This window comes from Enterococcus asini ATCC 700915 (assembly GCF_000407365.1).
Classification (GTDB): domain Bacteria; phylum Bacillota; class Bacilli; order Lactobacillales; family Enterococcaceae; genus Enterococcus_C; species Enterococcus_C asini.
Map to the genome: position 1 here is coordinate 1949612 of NZ_ASVU01000001.1, position 16365 is coordinate 1965976.

A 16365-nucleotide genomic window follows, 5' to 3' on the forward strand; every position below is an offset into this window, starting at 1 on the left:
GACGTGAGTAAAATGAAACTATTTCTTCGGGTTGTAGAGGACGTTCAAGCGCTGGCTGACAGCTTAGAGGAGTTGGTTGTGGCGATGCAAACAAACGAACCTGAACCGCAAGCTGAAACACCAGAACCGCCAATGGAAACAAAATCAGAAGTCAAACAACCAACTCTTGAAGAAGTCCGTGGTTTGTTAGCACGTAAATCTCAAGAAGGTAAGTCAACTGAAGTGAAGGCGCTGATTGAGAAATATGGTGCCAGTCGCTTGAGTGATGTTCCGACAGAAAACTACGCAGCTTTGGTTGCAGATGCGGAGGGATTGTAGATGCCAACACAACACGCAGTCCTATCCGCATCTTCAAGTAATCGGTGGATTCACTGTCCGCCAAGTGTTCGCTTGTCAGAGCACTTTGAAAACAAGTCGAGCCCGTATGCCCAACAAGGCACTGATGCTCATACCTTATGTGAGTACAAACTGAATAAGTTCATTGGTAATGACGTCACAGACCCAACATCTACGCTTGAATTCTACGACGAGGAGATGGAGCAGTGTGCTGAAAGTTATGCGACCTTCGTCATGGAAGAAGTCGCTAAGGCGAAACAGACAACAGTTGACCCTATTGTAATAGTAGAACAGCGGCTTGACTTCTCGAGGTACGTCCCAGACGGCTTTGGGACCGGCGACTGTCTCGTCATTGCGGATGGAACCCTATCTGTTATTGACATGAAATACGGTCTAGGAATTTTGGTAGATGCATATCAGAACCCACAGATGATGTGTTATGCCTTGGGAGCGTTGGAGCTTTTCGATGGTATTTATGACATTCAAGAAGTCAAGATGACCATTTTCCAGCCAAGGCGTGAGAATGTGAGTACGTACACACTGCTGAAAGAAGAATTACTTCAGTGGGCAAACGATGTATTGTCACCTGTCGCAGATTTAGCTTTCAAAGGTGAAGGTGAGTACCAATGCGGGAAATGGTGTCAATGGTGTCCGGCTAAGAACAGCTGTCGTGCACGAGCTGACCATAACCTGAAACTAGCTCAGTATGAGTTCAAGCCACCGGAACTTCTAAGTGATGATGAAATCGAAGAAATCATTGGTAAAGTCGATGACCTGGTTTCTTGGAGTAACGACATCAAGGACTATGCATTGAAACTTGCACTCAGTGGCAAACAATGGACACACCACAAATTAGTCGAAGGCCGGTCAACTCGCAAGTACTCCAATGACAATGATGTCGCTGCGGCGGTCATCAAGGCAGGATTTGATCCATATGATAAAAAGTTACTCGGGGTCACCGCTATGACAAAAGCACTGGGTAAACAAAAGTTCAATGAAATCTTAGGTGAGTACATCGTCAAACCTAAAGGCAAGCTGACGCTAGTCGATAGTTCAGATAAACGACAAGCGGTCACAGTAAACAACTTAAACGAAGAATTTAAACCATTAACGGAGGAACAATAATATGTCTAAAACAAGCAAAGTAATCACTGGTACAAACACACGTCTCTCATACTTCCACGGTTGGGAACCAGCATCCATCAACGGGGGCGCAGAGAAATATTCAACAGCAGTCTTGATTCCAAAATCAGACACCAAAACGATCAATGCCATCGAGAAAGCCATTGATGCTGCAATCGAAGAAGGACTTGCTAAATTCGGTGGTAAGAAACCAAACAAAGCAGCGATCAAGTTGCCATTGCGTGACGGCGACATTGAACGTGATGATGAAGCTTATCAAGGGCATTATTTCATCAATGCCAACTCAACGACTGCACCACAAATCGTGGACCAACATGTGCAACCAATCCTTGACCGTTCTCAAGTTTATAGCGGTTGCTACGCACGTGTGTCGATTAACTTCTATGCCTTTAACGCAAATGGCAATCGTGGTGTAGCAGCAGGGCTTGGAAACATTCAGTTTGTGCGTGACGGTGAACCACTTGGCTCACAAGTATCCGCAAGTGATGAGTTTGAAACATTAGACGATGATGACTTCTTGGCTTAAGTATTGACAATAAAAATGGCGATGGCAGACATGCTGTCGCCTGTTTGATTGGAGGAACAAAATGAAACATCTTTCTTTGGACTTGGAAACGTATAGTAGTGTCGATTTATCGAAGTGTGGCGTCTACAAATACTCGGAGTCAACTGATTTTGAGATTTTACTTTTTGCATATAGCGTGGATGGAAGTCCAGTTGAAGTGGTTGATTTGAAACGTGGTGAAACTATCCCAGCTGAAATCTTAGCTGCTCTAACGGACGAAACAGTGATCAAATACGCCTTCAATGCGGCATTTGAACGTGTGTGCTTATCACGCTTTCTTGGAATGGACGGATTTCTAAATCCTTTTGGTTGGCACTGTACGATGGTATGGGGTGCGACATTAGGTTTGCCGTTGTCACTTGCAGGAGTTGGTGCTGTTCTTGGTTTGGATAAACAAAAGCTCACAGAAGGAAAAGACCTCATCCGATACTTTTGCGTGCCATGCAATCCGACCAAAGTTAATGGTGGACGCACGAGGAACTTACCACACCATGCGCCAACTAAATGGTCAGTATTTAAGACATACAATGGTCGTGATGTGGAAGTTGAAATAGCTATCCAAGGAAAACTTTCCAATTTTCCAGTGCTTGATTCTGTTTGGAAAGAATACTGGCTGGATCAGGAAATCAACGACCGAGGAATTGAGATTGATAAGGACTTTGTGGAAGCTGCCGTTCAGTTGGATGAATTATCAAAAGCTGACTTGAATCAACAATTGCAAGAATTAACTGGACTAGAAAATCCAAACAGCGTGCTTCAAATGCGGGGATGGTTACTAGACCACGGACTTGAAACCGAGTCACTCGGTAAAAAGGCAGTGGCCGAACTACTCGAACAACCTATTGATGAAAATTTAAAGCAAGTCCTGGTCTTACGTCAGCAACTCGCCAAGTCATCCGTGAAAAAGTATCAAGCCATGCAAAACTTTGCGTGTTCTGATAATCGTTCTCGTGGCTTATTCCAATTCTATGGAGCCAACCGTACCGGACGCTTTGCAGGACGTGGCATCCAGCTTCAAAACTTGCCTCAGAACCATATGTCAGATTTATCTGAAGCGCGTAGTTTAGTAAAACAAAGCAATTTTGAAATGCTTAACATTCTCTACGGCAATGTCCCGAACGTACTATCAGAACTCATCCGGACAGCGTTTGTACCACGTGAAGGGATGAAATTTATCGTATCTGACTTCTCAGCGATTGAAGCACGTGTGATTGCTTGGCTGTCGGGTGAGAAGTGGCGTCAAGAAGTATTCAAAAATGGTGGCGATATTTACTGTGCGTCTGCCAGTCAGATGTTCGGTGTGCCAGTTGAAAAGCATGGCGTGAATGGGCACCTACGTCAAAAAGGGAAAATTGCTGAGCTTGCTCTAGGGTACGGAGGATCGGTGGGTGCATTGAAAGCAATGGATGCTCTTGAAATGGGACTAACTGAGGATGAATTACAGCCGCTTGTTAATTCTTGGCGAGACTCAAACATTAACATAACGGAGCTTTGGTGGGCTGTTGATAAGGCAGTAAAGACTTGTGTGAAAGAACGACGGAGCACATCGACGCATGGCATCAAGTTTGAATACAAGTCGGGTTTTCTGTTCATCCAACTCTTGTCAGGACGTAAATTAGTTTATGTAAAACCAAAGATTGGTGAGAACAAATTCGGCGGTGAAGCTGTTACCTATGAAGGTGTCGGTGCTACCAAGAAATGGGAACGTCTTGAAAGCTATGGTCCCAAGTTTGTCGAAAACATCGTGCAGGCAATAGCTAGAGACATTCTCTGTTTCGCAATGGAGAATCTTCGTAAGTATCGCATTGTCGGGCACGTCCACGACGAAGTGATTATCGAAGTGCCAATGGAATCGAAGGTTGAAGACATCTGTCAGTTGATGAGTCAAACGCCTAAGTGGGCTGAAGGCTTGCTACTGAACGCTGATGGATACGAGTGTGAATTCTATCAAAAGGATTAGTCAATGTGGAGTCAGAAATGGCTCCATATTTTTTTCAAATTTTTTTATCAAAAATAAGGTTCGAATTGGGTTCTTTCTTCGCTTATAGACGAAGGCAAAAAAATCAAAAATAAATTCGAGCCAGAGTTTACTTTCGACCATTTTCTTCGCCTGTAAGTTAGAAGGGGCAAAATGCCTCTCCTGAAAATTTTATTACAGGAGGTTCACAAGATGAACGAATTGAAAGTTTTTGAAAATGCGGAGTTTGGCTCTGTACGCACGGTGATGATTGGCGATGTCCCTCACTTTGTTGGTAAAGATGTGGCATCAATTCTTGGCTACACAAATCCACAAAAAGCATTACGAGATCATGTTGATGAGGAAGATAAGACGGTGAACGAATCGTTCAGCGTTAATGGGACAATGGCTATCCTTATCAACGAAAGTGGATTGTACTCACTCATCATTTCTAGCAAGATGCCGAACGCGAAGAAATTCAAGCGTTGGGTGACAAATGAGGTCTTGCCGTCTATCCGGCAACACGGTGTGTACGCGACAGAAGATTTCATCACAAAGTCAATCGAAGATCCAGCATGGGCCATTTCAGTGTTGCAGCAGCTACAAGAGAAAAAAGAAATGGTGGCGATGCAACAACAAATGATTTTGGAGATGAAACCAAAAGTTAGCTACTACGATTTGATTCTTCAAAACAATTCTGTGATGTCGATTTCTAAAATCTCGAAGGACTACGGTATGTCACCACAGGCAATGAACAAGTTGCTTCATGAACTGGGAATTCAGTACAAGCAAGGCAAGATGTGGTTGCTTTATCAGAAGTATGCCAATCAAGGCTACACACAATCAAAAACTCATGCGATAGATGCAGAGCGCAGCGTGATGCATACCTACTGGACGCAGAAAGGTCGTTTGTTCTTGTACGACTTGCTGAAATCGAAGAAGAACATCTTACCAGTGATTGAGCGAGGTGATAATAATGCCTAGACGTAAAGATTACAGAACATCAGTCTATGTCTGCTCGCCGTTCTCAGGAAATGTTGTCGTCAACCATAAAAACACTAAGCGTTACTGCCGTATTGCTCTTGACCGTGGCTACATGCCAGTTGCAGCACATCTGATGTATCCACAATTCATGGACGACGCAACGGAGCGTGATGTGGCAATGCACATGTCACTTGTTCTCATGGGCAAATGTGAGGAAGTCTGGGTGGTGGGTGACACCATCTCCCAAGGCATGGCAGTTGAAATTGAACAAGCGGAGTATTGGAAGAAACATATCAGGTACTTCGATGATGAGATGAAGGAGGTCTCAAATGCTTAAGATGACGTTATTCACATCCAATCAGGTGGGTAATTCCAAGAATGGATTGTTCCCAACCAAGCAAGTGGTGACAGATAAAGAAACACTTGTTGCCGCGGTCAAGCTGGATCATGTGATGGCTGAGTACAAAGGCAACTATCGCAAAGGTGACAACTTCATCCAGTCTGATGTGATTCCACTTGATTGCGACAATGACCACTCAGACAATCCAGATGATTGGGTAACCCCTTTCGAAGTGGCGATGCAGTTTCCTGATGTGACGTTTGCGGTCAGCTATTCACGTAACAACATGAAAGACAAAGGTGGCAAATCAGCACGTCCACGTTTTCACGTATATTTCCCGATTCCTGCCACAACTGATAAAGATGAATATGTGGAACTCAAGAAGCAGATTCAAAGTGAGTTCCCGTACTTTGACAACAATGCGATGGATGCGGCACGTTTGCTTTTCGGAACACCAAACTCTGAAGTTGAAATCTATGAAGGTAGTAAGTTGATCACTGATTTTCTCGAAGATGATCTGTTTGCTGATTGGGATAATGCGCAGTCAGAGATTAGCGAAGGCAGCCGTAATTCAAGCATGAGTCACATCGCAGGAAAGCTCATCAAACGCTACGGTGCAACGGAAGATACGTATCACAAGTATCTCGAACAATCCAAAAAATGTAATCCGCCACTGCCGGAGGAGGAGCTTAAAGCTATCTGGAATAGCGCGGTCAACTTTGGGAAGAAAGTGAAACAACAAGAAGGCTACATTCCTCCAGAGCAGTACAACTCTGATTTATCACTTGAGCCAACCGACTACTCGGACTTAGGTCAAGCAACGGTCTTAGCTCGCGAGTATGAGTGTAAGCTTCGTTACTCACCGTCAACTGGTTACCTTGTCTACAACGGCAGCTATTGGGAAGAGTCGAAACCAAAAGCGCAAGGTGTGATCCACGCATTGACAGAACGTCAACTGGAAGAATCTGAAATCGAAATTGAGAAGCGTACCAAGGAAATGGTTAGTAATGGCGCGTTCGGTGTACTTGCTAGTGTTGGTCCGAAAAAGGCAGTCACCATGTTCAACACAGCGCAATGTCATAGTTTTGATTTGTACCAACACGCACAAGAGTATAAGAAGTTTGCTGTCAAACGCCGCGACAGCAAGTATCTCTCGTCAGCATTAACCGAGGCAAAGCCCATGCTTGAAATCGAGCAACGGTTACTAGATGTGAACGAGTTCTTGCTGAACACATCAACAGCAACCTTTGATTTGCGAACAGGCAAATCACAAGACCACAACTCAGAAGATTACATCACGAAGCAAACGGAATGTGCCCCGAGTGACGCCAATCAGCAGATTTGGTTGGACGCTCTGAACACCATTTTCGTAGGTGACCAAGAGTTGATTGATTATGTCCAGATGATTGTAGGACTTGCAGCTATTGGTAAAGTTTACGTTGAAGCGCTTATCATCTCGTATGGAGAAGGACGCAACGGGAAGTCTACGTTCTGGAATGTTATCAGTCGTGTACTTGGTAATTACTCTGGCAGCATTTCAGCTGATATTCTGACTAGCCAAATCAGACGTAATGTAAAACCAGAACTTGCGGAGGCAAAAGGGAAGCGTCTACTCATTGCTGCGGAGCTTGAAGAAGGGATGCGACTTAACACGTCCAACATCAAGCAACTCTGCTCAACTGATGAAATTGCGGCCGAAAAGAAGTACAAAGATCCATTCAAGTATGTGCCGACTCACACTTTGGTGCTTTATACCAATCACCTCCCAAAAGTTGGTGCGATTGATAAGGGTACTTGGCGACGACTGATTGTCATTCCGTTTCTTGCCACGATTGACGCCAATAAGGATATCAAGAACTATGCGGACTACCTTTTTGAAAATGCGTGTGAAGCCATTTTGCAGTGGATTCTTGATGGAGCGAAAAAAGTCATTGCAGCAGATTTTCATTTACCGGTTCCACAGGTTGTCGCGAATGCGATTTCTGAATATAAGACAGCCAATGATTGGCTGGGTCATTTCTTAGACGAGTGCTGCGAGACTGCTGTTGATTTTGAAGAAAAATCCGGTGAATTGTATGCGGAGTATCGTGCGTTCTGTACGCGAACTGGTGAGTATATTCGTAGTTCAGCCGATTTTTACACGGCTCTGGAAGCAGGTGGATTTAAGCGCCGGCGAACCAATAAAGGTAACAAGATTGTTGGTTTGCAACTCAAATCCGAGTTCTTGGAATAGTTGATTTTAAAGGAAAGTGTAACCTGTGTAGGTCTTATATAGAACTTTTCTTAAGGGATAAAAAATATCACCTATATAAAGTTATGTATTGGGTATTCACGGGTTACACCATACTTGCAGATTGGAGAATATCTAAATGAAATTTAAACAATGGTTACAAATTGGAATCGGTAAACGTGATTTACGATTTGATGAGTTTTACGAGTTTGCAATGGCGGATGTTACCTATCCTTGGAAGAAATCATTCGATAAGCAAGTCGCACATCTGATGATTCACGGTTGCGAAAAGGAATACTTGGAAATCTTGCGTGATGCTTATTTCGAGTATTTGACGGTGTGGCTATGAGAGAAAAGCAGGTGGAACAGGCACTAGTAAAAGCCGTCAAAAGGGTAGGTGGTATTTGCCCGAAGTTTACATCACCGGGGTTTGCTGGTGTACCTGACCGATTGGTACTTATGCCAAATGGGAAACTTGGATTTGTCGAAGTGAAGGCGCCAGGGAAGAAGCCACGGTCTTTACAGCTTTTTCGTATGAAACAACTGACAGATTTAGGGTTTCAGTGTTTCGTGCTTGATGAGATTGATCAGATACCTGAGTTACTAGAAAGAATAGGAGGTGATGTCTGATGAAGTTCGTACCACATAACTATCAGAAATATGCGATTGATTTTATCAAAGATCATAAAACTGCCGCCCTTCTATTGGACATGGGCTTGGGTAAAACGGTGACAACGCTGACAGCTATTAAAGACTTGATGCATGATGACTTCACAATACAACGTGTCTTAATTATTGCACCGTTGCGCGTGACGCAATCAACATGGCCAACTGAAATTCAAAAGTGGGATCATTTGAAAGATTTATCGTATTCCGTGGTTCTTGGAACACCAAGTCAGCGAATGGCAGCATTACAAAATAATGCCAACATCTATCTGATCAATCGTGAGAACTTGGACTGGCTGATTAACAAATCTGGTTTTACGTTTGATTTTGATATGGTGGTGATTGACGAACTGTCGTCCTTCAAAAACTTCAAAGCTAAACGGTTCACGAGCTTTATGAAAGTCAGACACAAGGTTGACCGAATTGTTGGATTGACCGGAACACCTTCAAGTAATGGTTTGATGGATTTGTTTGCGGAGTTCAAGGTTCTGGATATGGGCGAGAGATTGGGCTATTATATTTCACGTTATCGAGATAAGTACTTTCTACCTGACAAGCGAAATGGCATGCAGATTTATTCTTGGAAACCAAGGGAAGATGCAGAACAAGAAATCTACAACAAGATTTCAGATATCACGATTTCAATGAAGTCAGTCGATTTCTTGGATATGCCAGAGCTTGTGATGAATGAAGTGCCAGTTGATATGGGACTCAAAGAAAAGCAAAAGTACGATGAATTTAAGGCAGACTTGGTGCTACAATTGAAAGAAGCCGCCATTGATGCAGCCAATGCAGCGGTGCTTTCGAATAAACTGCTACAAATGGCGAATGGAGCAATCTATGATGAGTTTAATGTGAGCCATCACATCCATGACCAGAAGTTAGATGCTTTGGAAGATTTGATTGAAGGTACAAATGGCAAACCGATTCTGATTGCCTATTGGTTCCAGCATGATCTGGAGCGTATCAAGGAACGATTCAACGTTCGACAGATCAAAACGTCTCAGGACATTATTGATTGGAACGAAGGTAGCATCCCCATCGCTGTCATTCATCGGGCTAGTGCAGGACATGGTTTGAATTTACAAGCTGGTGGTTCAACACTTGTATGGTTTGGTCTTACGTGGAGTTTGGAACTTTACCAACAAACCAATGCAAGGCTGTGGCGACAAGGGCAAAGTGATACTGTGGTCATTCATCACATTATTGCGAAAGATACGATTGATGAAGATGTGATGTTGGCTTTGAAACGAAAAGATAAAACACAATCATGTTTGATTGATGCAGTGAAAGCTAGATTGGAGGGAAGCAAGTGACACCAAAAGAATACTTGAAACAAGCATACCGTTTGAATAAACGAATTGACGACCGGATTAAAGAGAAGGCGGAGCTCTATCAACTGGCGGTGACAGTTTCTTCCACAACATTCGAAGAAAAGATTTCAAGTGGCACACGGAATACTGAGGCACCATTTGTTCGTAACCTTGAGAAGTGTTACCAATTGGAAGCTGAAATTGATGCAGAGATTGATAAGTTTGTAGACCTCAAACGACAAATGCGTGGCGTGATTGATGAACTCACAAACGTGGACGAAAAGATTGTGTTAATCAATCGATACCTGTTGGAAGAGAGCTGGGACAAGATTGCTGAAGATCTTCACGCTGACGTGCGGACAGTCTTTCGTTGGCATAGCAAAGCTCTTGAGAACTTGAAGCTACCAGATGAACCCATAGTCATTTGAAATGTGTCAGTGAATGTCAGTAGCCTTTAGTGATATCATTAAGATGTCAAAAAAGACAAACGATACTCAAGCAATACCAGCAATAGAAGTATCGAACAAATACTCGAAGCCTTTGTGGGAAAAATCCTTCAAGGGCTTTTCTTTTGCCCGAAAGGATGTGACCCCACTTGCCAATGAAACCAGCTAAACCCTGTAAGTTCCCAGGTTGTCCGAACCGTACGCATGATACTTACTGTGATGAACATAAAACACTTGCGAGGAAACGTTACGAGAAATACGAGCGTGATCCGGCAATCAACAAACGTTACGGCAGAGCGTGGAAGAAAATACGGGCAAGGTACGTGGCAGCGCATCCCCTATGTGAGATGTGTCTGAAGGAAGGACGCTTTACTTCGGTTGAGATTGTGCATCACATCAAAGAATTAAGTGATGGTGGTACGCATGATGAAAATAATTTGATGAGTGTCTGCAAATCATGTCACTCGAAAATTCACATGACTCGACGAAACACAAAAGATAAAACAATCATGTAAAAAATAACAAGGGGGGAGGGGCGGTAATTATCCCTAAACCCTTCTAAACTGTACAGCGCGCTAGGCTCTCACGCGCAAAAAGTTCAATTCAAACGCCCTATTAACCCTTAAGAGAAAAAGGAGGCGAGAACAATCGCAAGAGACGGCACAAACAGAGGCGGTAGACGTGCGAAGGCAGGTTCTAAACCAACACCTCTAGCAGATAAATTAGCAACCGGTAAGTCCGGTAAACGAATCGAAATCCATGAATTTGAGCCAGAGACACTATTGGTTGGCGGTGATATCGGTGAAGGGGCTGACCTTGAGGGGATGGACATGCCAGACCCGAGCGAGTATCTTTCTGCTAAACAGAAAGATGGTTCAACCTTGAGAGCGGATGAATTATTCCGTGAGACATGGTTGTGGCTCAAAGAACGAGGTTGCGAGAAACTCGTCAGTCCTCGGGTGCTGGAAAGTTATGCTCAAGCCTTTGCTCGTTATATTCAGTGCGAACAGGCTGTTAGCCAGTATGGTCTGCTAGGCAAACACCCAACAACAGGTGGTGTCGTGACGAGCCCATTTGTAACGATGAGCCAAAGTTTTCAGAAACAAGCCAATCTCCTCTGGTATGAGATTTTCGATATTGTGAAACAAAACTGCACGACAGATTTTGAAGGCAGTCCAAACGATGATGCAATGGAGCGCCTGCTCCGTTCAAGGAAAGGAAATTAAACCAATGATAGAAAAAGTAAATCCGAGCCATCCTGATAAAATTGCCGACCGCATTGCTGGGGCAATCGTGGATTTGGCTTACCAAGAAGAAAATAATCCAAAGATAGCAGTTGAGGTCTTAATTGGGCATGGAATCTGTCATGTGATTATTGAAACCTCGGCTGCTCTTTCTTTTGAAGAAGTGCGAAAGGCAATCAAGCGTATCGCAGGTGACGTGAAACAAGATATTGTGGTCGTTCCTCAAGATGAAGAACTTGCAGGAAATCAAGCAGAGGGAATTCGCTGTGGTGATAACGGCATCTTCAAAGGATTACCGCTCACTGATGAACAACTAAAACTATCGAAAATCGTCCGTGGGCTTTATGAAAAATATCCAACAGACGGGAAGTTCATTCTGGAGGGTGAGCGTTTGATTATCTGCCAAAGTCATGCGAAAACTGATGAACTTAAAGACTTGTATCCATTTGCTCAAATCAATCCCTTGGGCGATTGGACTGGTGGCACTGATGTTGATACAGGAGCGACCAACCGCAAACTTGGTTCAGACATGGCTGATTCAGTAACGGGCGGTGGGCTACACGGCAAAGACCTATCTAAGGCAGATGTATCAATTAACATCCATTCGTTTCTCAAGGCCCAACAAACTGGGGAGACGGTTGAACTAGTCTGTGCCATTGGTGATGAGGAAGTTGATGGCTTGCCATACTCGGAAATTGTAGAGGAGGCGCGTGACTTCGTGAATCAGCTTGGCGGATTTGAGAAAATAGCGGAATGGGGGTTGTTCTAGTGATAAAAACAATCGACCATTTTGAAAAAGTAGATATTGAAAAGCTCGTCCCTTATGCAAGGAATTCACGAACTCACTCTAAGGAACAAGTACTCCAACTGCGAGCCTCACTCAGAGAGTTTGGCTTTCTGAATCCTTGCCTGATTGACAAGGATTTCAATGTCATCGCAGGGCATGGGAGAATCATGGCGGCAAAAGAAGAAGGCATTAAAGAAGTACCTTGTATCTTTATCGAGCACCTGACAGAGGCACAAAAACGAGCCTACATCATTGCCGATAACAAACTTGCCATGAATGCCGGTTGGGATGATGAGATGCTCTCGATTGAATTGTCTGACCTTCAAGGTGCGGACTTCGATTTGGACTTGCTCGGATTTGATGCTGCTGAGATTGACCAGTTACTGAATGGCGATGCGGAAGCACAAGAAGATAAGTTTGATGTGGATGCCGAACTTGAGAAACCAACCTTCTCGAAAACCGGGGACTTGTGGTTGCTTGGCAATCACCGTCTTGTTTGTGGGGATAGCACCAAGCAAGAAACCTATGATATCCTGATGGATGGAAAACTTGCCAATCTCACCGTGACGGATCCTCCTTACAACGTGAACTACGAAGGTAGTGCGGGCAAAATCAAAAATGACAATATGGCAAACGAGGCGTTTTACACATTCCTGTATGACGCTTTTTCTTGTATGGAAAAGGCGATGGCTGATGATGCCAGCATTTATGTTTTCCATGCAGACACGGAAGGTTTGAATTTTCGTAAGGCTTTTGTGGATGCAGGATTTTATCTTTCGGGTACTTGTATTTGGAAGAAACAAAGTCTCGTCCTTGGTCGCTCTCCTTATCAATGGCAACATGAGCCAGTCCTCTATGGCTGGAAGAAAAAAGGGAAACACCAGTGGTATACAGGTCGCAAAGAGTCGACCATTTGGGAGTTTGATAAACCAAAGAAGAATGGCGACCACCCAACCATGAAACCTATCCCGTTGCTTGCCTACCCCATCACCAATTCAAGCATGAGTAACTGTATTGTACTTGATCCTTTTGGTGGTAGTGGTTCAACTTTGATTGCTTGTGAGCAGACAAACCGCATTTGCCATACGATTGAACTGGATGAGAAATTCGTAGACGTCATCGTGAACCGCTACATCGAACAAGTGGGAACATCGGAAAAAGTCACATTAATCCGTGACGGCAAAACATATAAATACAGCGAGGTGACTGCCGATGAGTAATTTAACTTTAGGCAGTCTTTTTGATGGTTCGGGAGGCTTTCCTCTTGGTGGCTTGCTTTCAGGTATCACACCTGTGTTTGCTTCGGAGATTGAGCCATTTCCGATACGGGTGACGACTAAACGGTTGCCTCAAGTCAAGCATCTAGGCGACATATCAAAAATCAATGGTGCAGAAATCGAACCTGTTGACATTATTACCTTTGGAAGTCCCTGTACCGACCTGTCGATTGCAGGAAAACGTGCCGGGCTTGAAGGTAGTAAGTCCTCGCTGTTTTACGAGGCTATCCGAATCGTGAAAGAAATGAGGTGTCAAACCAATGGAGAAAAACCAAGATTTATCGTCTGGGAAAATGTCTGTGGCGCTTTCTCCTCCAACAAAGGAGAAGATTTCCGAAGCGTCCTCGAAGAAATCGGAAAAATCGCAGATGAAACACTTTCTATCGCTAAACCTAGCAAATGGGAAAACGCTGGAGAAGTCATGGGAGAAGAGTTCTCACTTGCGTGGCGAGTTCTTGATGCTCAGTTTTGGGGAGTACCCCAAAGACGAAAACGCATCTACCTTGTCGCAGATTTTGGAGGTCGGAGTGCCTCAAAAATACTATTTGAGTCAGAAGGCCTGTCTTGGTATTCTGCGGAGAGCTTCCGTGCGTGGCAAGAGTCTGCCGAAGGTGCTAGAGATGGCACTTCGCTATCAAGCATCTATTGCCTAAACGATCAAGGCGGTGAGCGGATGGATGTAACGGAAGGGATGACCGCAACCTTGAGAGCAACTTCCAACCATCCACCACTCGTCTTTGAAAATCATAGCCAAGATACGAGATTCAAAGGTCCACTTGAAACTGCTCAAACGGTTCTTGCGACTTACGGAACAGGCGGAAATAATCAGCCTTTTGTGGTTGAAGATGTCAAGACTTATGATGTCCGCTTCACCTCAGAGGGAACGATTAATTCACGAGCAAACGTGTACGAATCAGAAACGTCACGAACCATTGACACATCTGGTAATGCCCCTGACAGCAACCAAGGCGGTATCGCAGTCGTGTCGGTTCGAGGTTCAATGATTGGACGAGCCGATGAGAATGGACCCCAAGGAAGTGGGACGAATGAAGATGTGAGTTTTACCTTGAACACGGTCGACAGACATGGTGTTGCTTATCCGACCTATTCGGCAAGTAAGAACTCGCACTTCACGAAGGCGACTAAGGAACTTGCCGGGACGTTGGTTGCGACCGACTATAAAGATCCACCACTCGTCAATGACAAACAATATGTCGTTCGCAGGTTAACGCCAACCGAGTGTGCAAGACTTCAAGGTTTCCCCTCTTGGTGGTGCAGCGAGTTGGAAACGGCTGAACCTACTGAGGCGGATTTAGTATTCTTCCGAGATGTTTTTGAAACTTACCGCTTGGCTGTCAAACCAAATGTGAAACCAAAAACCGATAAGCAAATCGAAAAATGGCTCAGAGAACCATATTCTGATTCAGCAGCTTATAAGATGTGGGGAAATGGTGTTGCTCTTCCTTGCGTGGTGTTTGTTCTTTCAGGTATTTTATGGGAGGTAGAAAATGGTACGACCAAATAGTAACAAGTATCTTTCTCAAGGTGAAAATTCAATACTAATGCTGAAAAGCGGTTCATCAGTCCTCGTTGACTCTGAAGATGTACCGCTTTTGTCTAGGTATTCATGGTTTGACAATGGCAATGGGTATATCGCGTCAAAAGGAAAAGAGGGAAAGATATTTCTTCACAGGCTTGTGATGGGTGCGCCCTCTGATACCGTAGTTGACCATATTAATTTCGATCCTATGGATAATCGAAAGTCCAACTTGAGAATCTGTACTTAGCAGCAAAACACACTTTACCAGCGTTCGAGGAAGAAACACAAGGGGGTTTATCTTAATAAGCGAACAGGGAAATACTACATTCATGTTCGAATTGATGGGAAAACCGTCCACGGTGGAACATTTGAATCTATTGATGAGACTGTAGACGAGTACCAAAGACTCGCTAGACTTCATTATGGTGAATTTGCTTACATTACGTAATCGAAATTTGTATCAATTAAAACCACTCAAAGTGCTTGTATCACTTGATATAAAAGGCTTTTGGAGTGATATATGTAATGAACAAAGAAGCAAAAGGAGGACATCAAGATGATGCCAAATCGTGAAACAATCGAACGCTTGAAAGAAACATACCCTGAAGGTACTCGGGTGGAACTCGTAGCCATGAGCGACACGTACGCCCCACCAAAGGGCACACAGGGAACGGTGACGGGGGTGGACGACATTGGTTCACTACTCGTTCGCTGGGACAACGGTTCAAGCCTGAACGTTCTGTATGGAGAAGACACGGTGCGAATCGTCAAACCCAAGCCAACCTTCAAACTGGTTTACCAAAACGGCAACGTAGACGAATTTGAAACCTACAATGATGCCTGGCAGTTCATTACAGGATTGGTGATGAATGACGACTTGGTCTGGGTGGACTTTTATCCAAGCGACAAGGTCTATGAGATGATTCGCATCAGGAAGGGGTTCTAGCCATGACAGTGAACAAGCGTAAAATCTACAACATTGCTAAGAAACACATCTACGGCTTGCCTGAACGAGGCGACTTGAAGGCACACAACAGTGACCGTGAAGATTTCCTCGACATTGCTGTGTGGAGCCTTGAGGAGGCGTTGATCGCCGCCTACAAGCAAGGCAGAAAGGATGGGCAAAATGAATCCAAGAATTAAGAAACAAATCATTGTCATTCAAGAGTCTGGGCTGACCAACATGCTCGATACCAACTACGTGCAACGACTAGCCCACGAACGTAACTTCTTTGACCTCGTAATTTTCATTGAGGACCACAAGAAGGACTACGTGCATTTCATCATGACAGGAGATGAGACAGATGTGGACTAATGGCGTGATTAAGATTGATAAGACCAGCGTGACCTTCTGCGTGAAGCATTTTGAGGAGCCTAGTGAATTTGGGATTGATGAAGGTCGCATTTCAAAATTGGAGCTAAGAGTGAAAGGGAAGATTGTCGCCAACTACGACCGTGGATGGGATATTGAACCGACTGATGATGCGGTTGAGAAAGCACTCCAGTATGTGCTTGCGACCTATAACTAAAATTTTGA

20 protein-coding genes are annotated in these 16365 nt (G+C 44.2%); all 20 read left to right on the forward strand.

Annotated elements, in window-relative coordinates:
- Positions 1–12: 12 nt before the first annotated feature.
- Positions 13–318, forward strand: coding sequence for an rRNA biogenesis protein rrp5 (locus I579_RS09340; RefSeq protein WP_229104016.1), 306 nt, complete (start codon positions 13–15; stop codon positions 316–318).
- Positions 319–1461, forward strand: coding sequence for a DUF2800 domain-containing protein (locus I579_RS09345; protein WP_010753847.1), 1143 nt, complete (start codon positions 319–321; stop codon positions 1459–1461).
- A 1-nt stretch (position 1462) separates the two neighbouring features.
- Positions 1463–2005: a DUF2815 family protein gene (locus I579_RS09350; protein WP_010753846.1), complete on the forward strand. Its 543-nt coding sequence runs from the start codon at positions 1463–1465 to the stop codon at positions 2003–2005.
- Positions 2006–2066: 61 nt separating this feature from the next.
- Positions 2067–4004 (forward strand): DNA polymerase, encoded by a 1938-nt coding sequence (locus I579_RS09355; protein WP_010753845.1) that lies wholly within the window; start codon positions 2067–2069, stop codon positions 4002–4004.
- Positions 4005–4214: 210 nt separating this feature from the next.
- A complete protein-coding gene (locus tag I579_RS09360; protein ID WP_010753844.1) occupies positions 4215–4985 on the forward strand; it encodes a phage antirepressor in 771 nt (256 codons plus the stop codon).
- Positions 4978–5322: a DUF7768 domain-containing protein gene (locus tag I579_RS09365; protein WP_010753843.1), complete on the forward strand. Its 345-nt coding sequence runs from the start codon at positions 4978–4980 to the stop codon at positions 5320–5322. Before I579_RS09360 ends, I579_RS09365 begins: the two co-directional genes overlap by 8 nt.
- On the forward strand, positions 5315–7558 hold the full coding sequence (locus I579_RS09370; RefSeq protein WP_010753842.1) for a phage/plasmid primase, P4 family: 2244 nt from the start codon (positions 5315–5317) through the stop codon (positions 7556–7558). Before I579_RS09365 ends, I579_RS09370 begins: the two co-directional genes overlap by 8 nt.
- Positions 7559–7694: 136 nt before the next feature.
- Positions 7695–7904, forward strand: coding sequence for a hypothetical protein (locus I579_RS09375; protein WP_010753841.1), 210 nt, complete (start codon positions 7695–7697; stop codon positions 7902–7904).
- Positions 7901–8185 carry a VRR-NUC domain-containing protein gene (locus I579_RS09380; RefSeq protein WP_010753840.1) on the forward strand — a complete coding sequence of 95 codons (285 nt, stop codon included), beginning with the start codon at positions 7901–7903 and terminating at the stop codon, positions 8183–8185. Before I579_RS09375 ends, I579_RS09380 begins: the two co-directional genes overlap by 4 nt.
- Complete coding sequence (locus I579_RS09385) at positions 8185–9537, forward strand: SNF2-related protein (protein ID WP_010753839.1); 1353 nt, start codon at positions 8185–8187, stop codon at positions 9535–9537. Before I579_RS09380 ends, I579_RS09385 begins: the two co-directional genes overlap by 1 nt.
- The gene (locus I579_RS09390) at positions 9534–9962 is read left to right on the forward strand and encodes a DUF1492 domain-containing protein (protein WP_003731117.1); all 429 of its coding nucleotides are present in this window, start codon (positions 9534–9536) and stop codon (positions 9960–9962) included. Before I579_RS09385 ends, I579_RS09390 begins: the two co-directional genes overlap by 4 nt.
- 173 nt (positions 9963–10135) lie before the next feature.
- The gene (locus I579_RS09395) at positions 10136–10495 is read left to right on the forward strand and encodes an HNH endonuclease (RefSeq protein WP_174270008.1); all 360 of its coding nucleotides are present in this window, start codon (positions 10136–10138) and stop codon (positions 10493–10495) included.
- Positions 10496–10762: 267 nt separating this feature from the next.
- Positions 10763–11206, forward strand: a complete 444-nt coding sequence (locus I579_RS09400) for a P27 family phage terminase small subunit (protein ID WP_220378635.1) — start codon at positions 10763–10765, stop codon at positions 11204–11206.
- 4 nt (positions 11207–11210) lie between these two features.
- Positions 11211–11993, forward strand: coding sequence for an S-adenosylmethionine synthetase N-terminal domain-containing protein (locus I579_RS09405; protein ID WP_010753837.1), 783 nt, complete (start codon positions 11211–11213; stop codon positions 11991–11993).
- Complete coding sequence (locus tag I579_RS09410; protein ID WP_010753836.1) at positions 11978–13231, forward strand: site-specific DNA-methyltransferase; 1254 nt, start codon at positions 11978–11980, stop codon at positions 13229–13231. The genes I579_RS09405 and I579_RS09410 overlap by 16 nt, the downstream gene beginning before the upstream one ends.
- A complete protein-coding gene (locus I579_RS09415; protein WP_010753835.1) occupies positions 13224–14813 on the forward strand; it encodes a DNA cytosine methyltransferase in 1590 nt (529 codons plus the stop codon). The genes I579_RS09410 and I579_RS09415 overlap by 8 nt, the downstream gene beginning before the upstream one ends.
- Positions 14814–15384: 571 nt before the next feature.
- Positions 15385–15774 carry a DUF4314 domain-containing protein gene (locus I579_RS09425; protein ID WP_010753833.1) on the forward strand — a complete coding sequence of 130 codons (390 nt, stop codon included), beginning with the start codon at positions 15385–15387 and terminating at the stop codon, positions 15772–15774.
- 2 nt (positions 15775–15776) lie between these two features.
- Positions 15777–15971 (forward strand): DUF6900 domain-containing protein, encoded by a 195-nt coding sequence (locus I579_RS09430; RefSeq protein ID WP_010753832.1) that lies wholly within the window; start codon positions 15777–15779, stop codon positions 15969–15971.
- Entirely contained in the window at positions 15955–16143 is a 189-nt protein-coding gene (locus tag I579_RS09435; protein WP_010753831.1) for a DUF5049 domain-containing protein, read from the forward strand. Before I579_RS09430 ends, I579_RS09435 begins: the two co-directional genes overlap by 17 nt.
- Positions 16133–16357 carry a DUF7678 domain-containing protein gene (locus I579_RS09440; protein WP_010753830.1) on the forward strand — a complete coding sequence of 75 codons (225 nt, stop codon included), beginning with the start codon at positions 16133–16135 and terminating at the stop codon, positions 16355–16357. The genes I579_RS09435 and I579_RS09440 overlap by 11 nt, the downstream gene beginning before the upstream one ends.
- The last annotated feature ends 8 nt before the right edge of the window (positions 16358–16365 follow it).

What these genes read in the sequence shown, in the direction of transcription:
- I579_RS09355 (WP_010753845.1), top strand. Translation starts at nt 2,067, where the DNA reads ATGAAACATCTTTCTTTGGACTTGGAAACGTATAGTAGTGTCGATTTA.
- I579_RS09430 (WP_010753832.1), top strand. Translation starts at nt 15,777, where the DNA reads ATGACAGTGAACAAGCGTAAAATCTACAACATTGCTAAGAAACACATC.
- I579_RS09345 (WP_010753847.1), top strand. Translation starts at nt 319, where the DNA reads ATGCCAACACAACACGCAGTCCTATCCGCATCTTCAAGTAATCGGTGG.
- I579_RS09440 (WP_010753830.1), top strand. Translation starts at nt 16,133, where the DNA reads ATGTGGACTAATGGCGTGATTAAGATTGATAAGACCAGCGTGACCTTC.
- I579_RS09340 (WP_229104016.1), top strand. Translation starts at nt 13, where the DNA reads ATGAAACTATTTCTTCGGGTTGTAGAGGACGTTCAAGCGCTGGCTGAC.
- I579_RS09415 (WP_010753835.1), top strand. Translation starts at nt 13,224, where the DNA reads ATGAGTAATTTAACTTTAGGCAGTCTTTTTGATGGTTCGGGAGGCTTT.
- I579_RS09385 (WP_010753839.1), top strand. Translation starts at nt 8,185, where the DNA reads ATGAAGTTCGTACCACATAACTATCAGAAATATGCGATTGATTTTATC.
- I579_RS09405 (WP_010753837.1), top strand. Translation starts at nt 11,211, where the DNA reads ATGATAGAAAAAGTAAATCCGAGCCATCCTGATAAAATTGCCGACCGC.
- I579_RS09435 (WP_010753831.1), top strand. Translation starts at nt 15,955, where the DNA reads ATGAATCCAAGAATTAAGAAACAAATCATTGTCATTCAAGAGTCTGGG.
- I579_RS09360 (WP_010753844.1), top strand. Translation starts at nt 4,215, where the DNA reads ATGAACGAATTGAAAGTTTTTGAAAATGCGGAGTTTGGCTCTGTACGC.
- I579_RS09395 (WP_174270008.1), top strand. Translation starts at nt 10,136, where the DNA reads ATGAAACCAGCTAAACCCTGTAAGTTCCCAGGTTGTCCGAACCGTACG.
- I579_RS09365 (WP_010753843.1), top strand. Translation starts at nt 4,978, where the DNA reads ATGCCTAGACGTAAAGATTACAGAACATCAGTCTATGTCTGCTCGCCG.
- I579_RS09370 (WP_010753842.1), top strand. Translation starts at nt 5,315, where the DNA reads ATGCTTAAGATGACGTTATTCACATCCAATCAGGTGGGTAATTCCAAG.
- I579_RS09425 (WP_010753833.1), top strand. Translation starts at nt 15,385, where the DNA reads ATGATGCCAAATCGTGAAACAATCGAACGCTTGAAAGAAACATACCCT.
- I579_RS09375 (WP_010753841.1), top strand. Translation starts at nt 7,695, where the DNA reads ATGAAATTTAAACAATGGTTACAAATTGGAATCGGTAAACGTGATTTA.
- I579_RS09350 (WP_010753846.1), top strand. Translation starts at nt 1,463, where the DNA reads ATGTCTAAAACAAGCAAAGTAATCACTGGTACAAACACACGTCTCTCA.
- I579_RS09380 (WP_010753840.1), top strand. Translation starts at nt 7,901, where the DNA reads ATGAGAGAAAAGCAGGTGGAACAGGCACTAGTAAAAGCCGTCAAAAGG.
- I579_RS09410 (WP_010753836.1), top strand. Translation starts at nt 11,978, where the DNA reads ATGGGGGTTGTTCTAGTGATAAAAACAATCGACCATTTTGAAAAAGTA.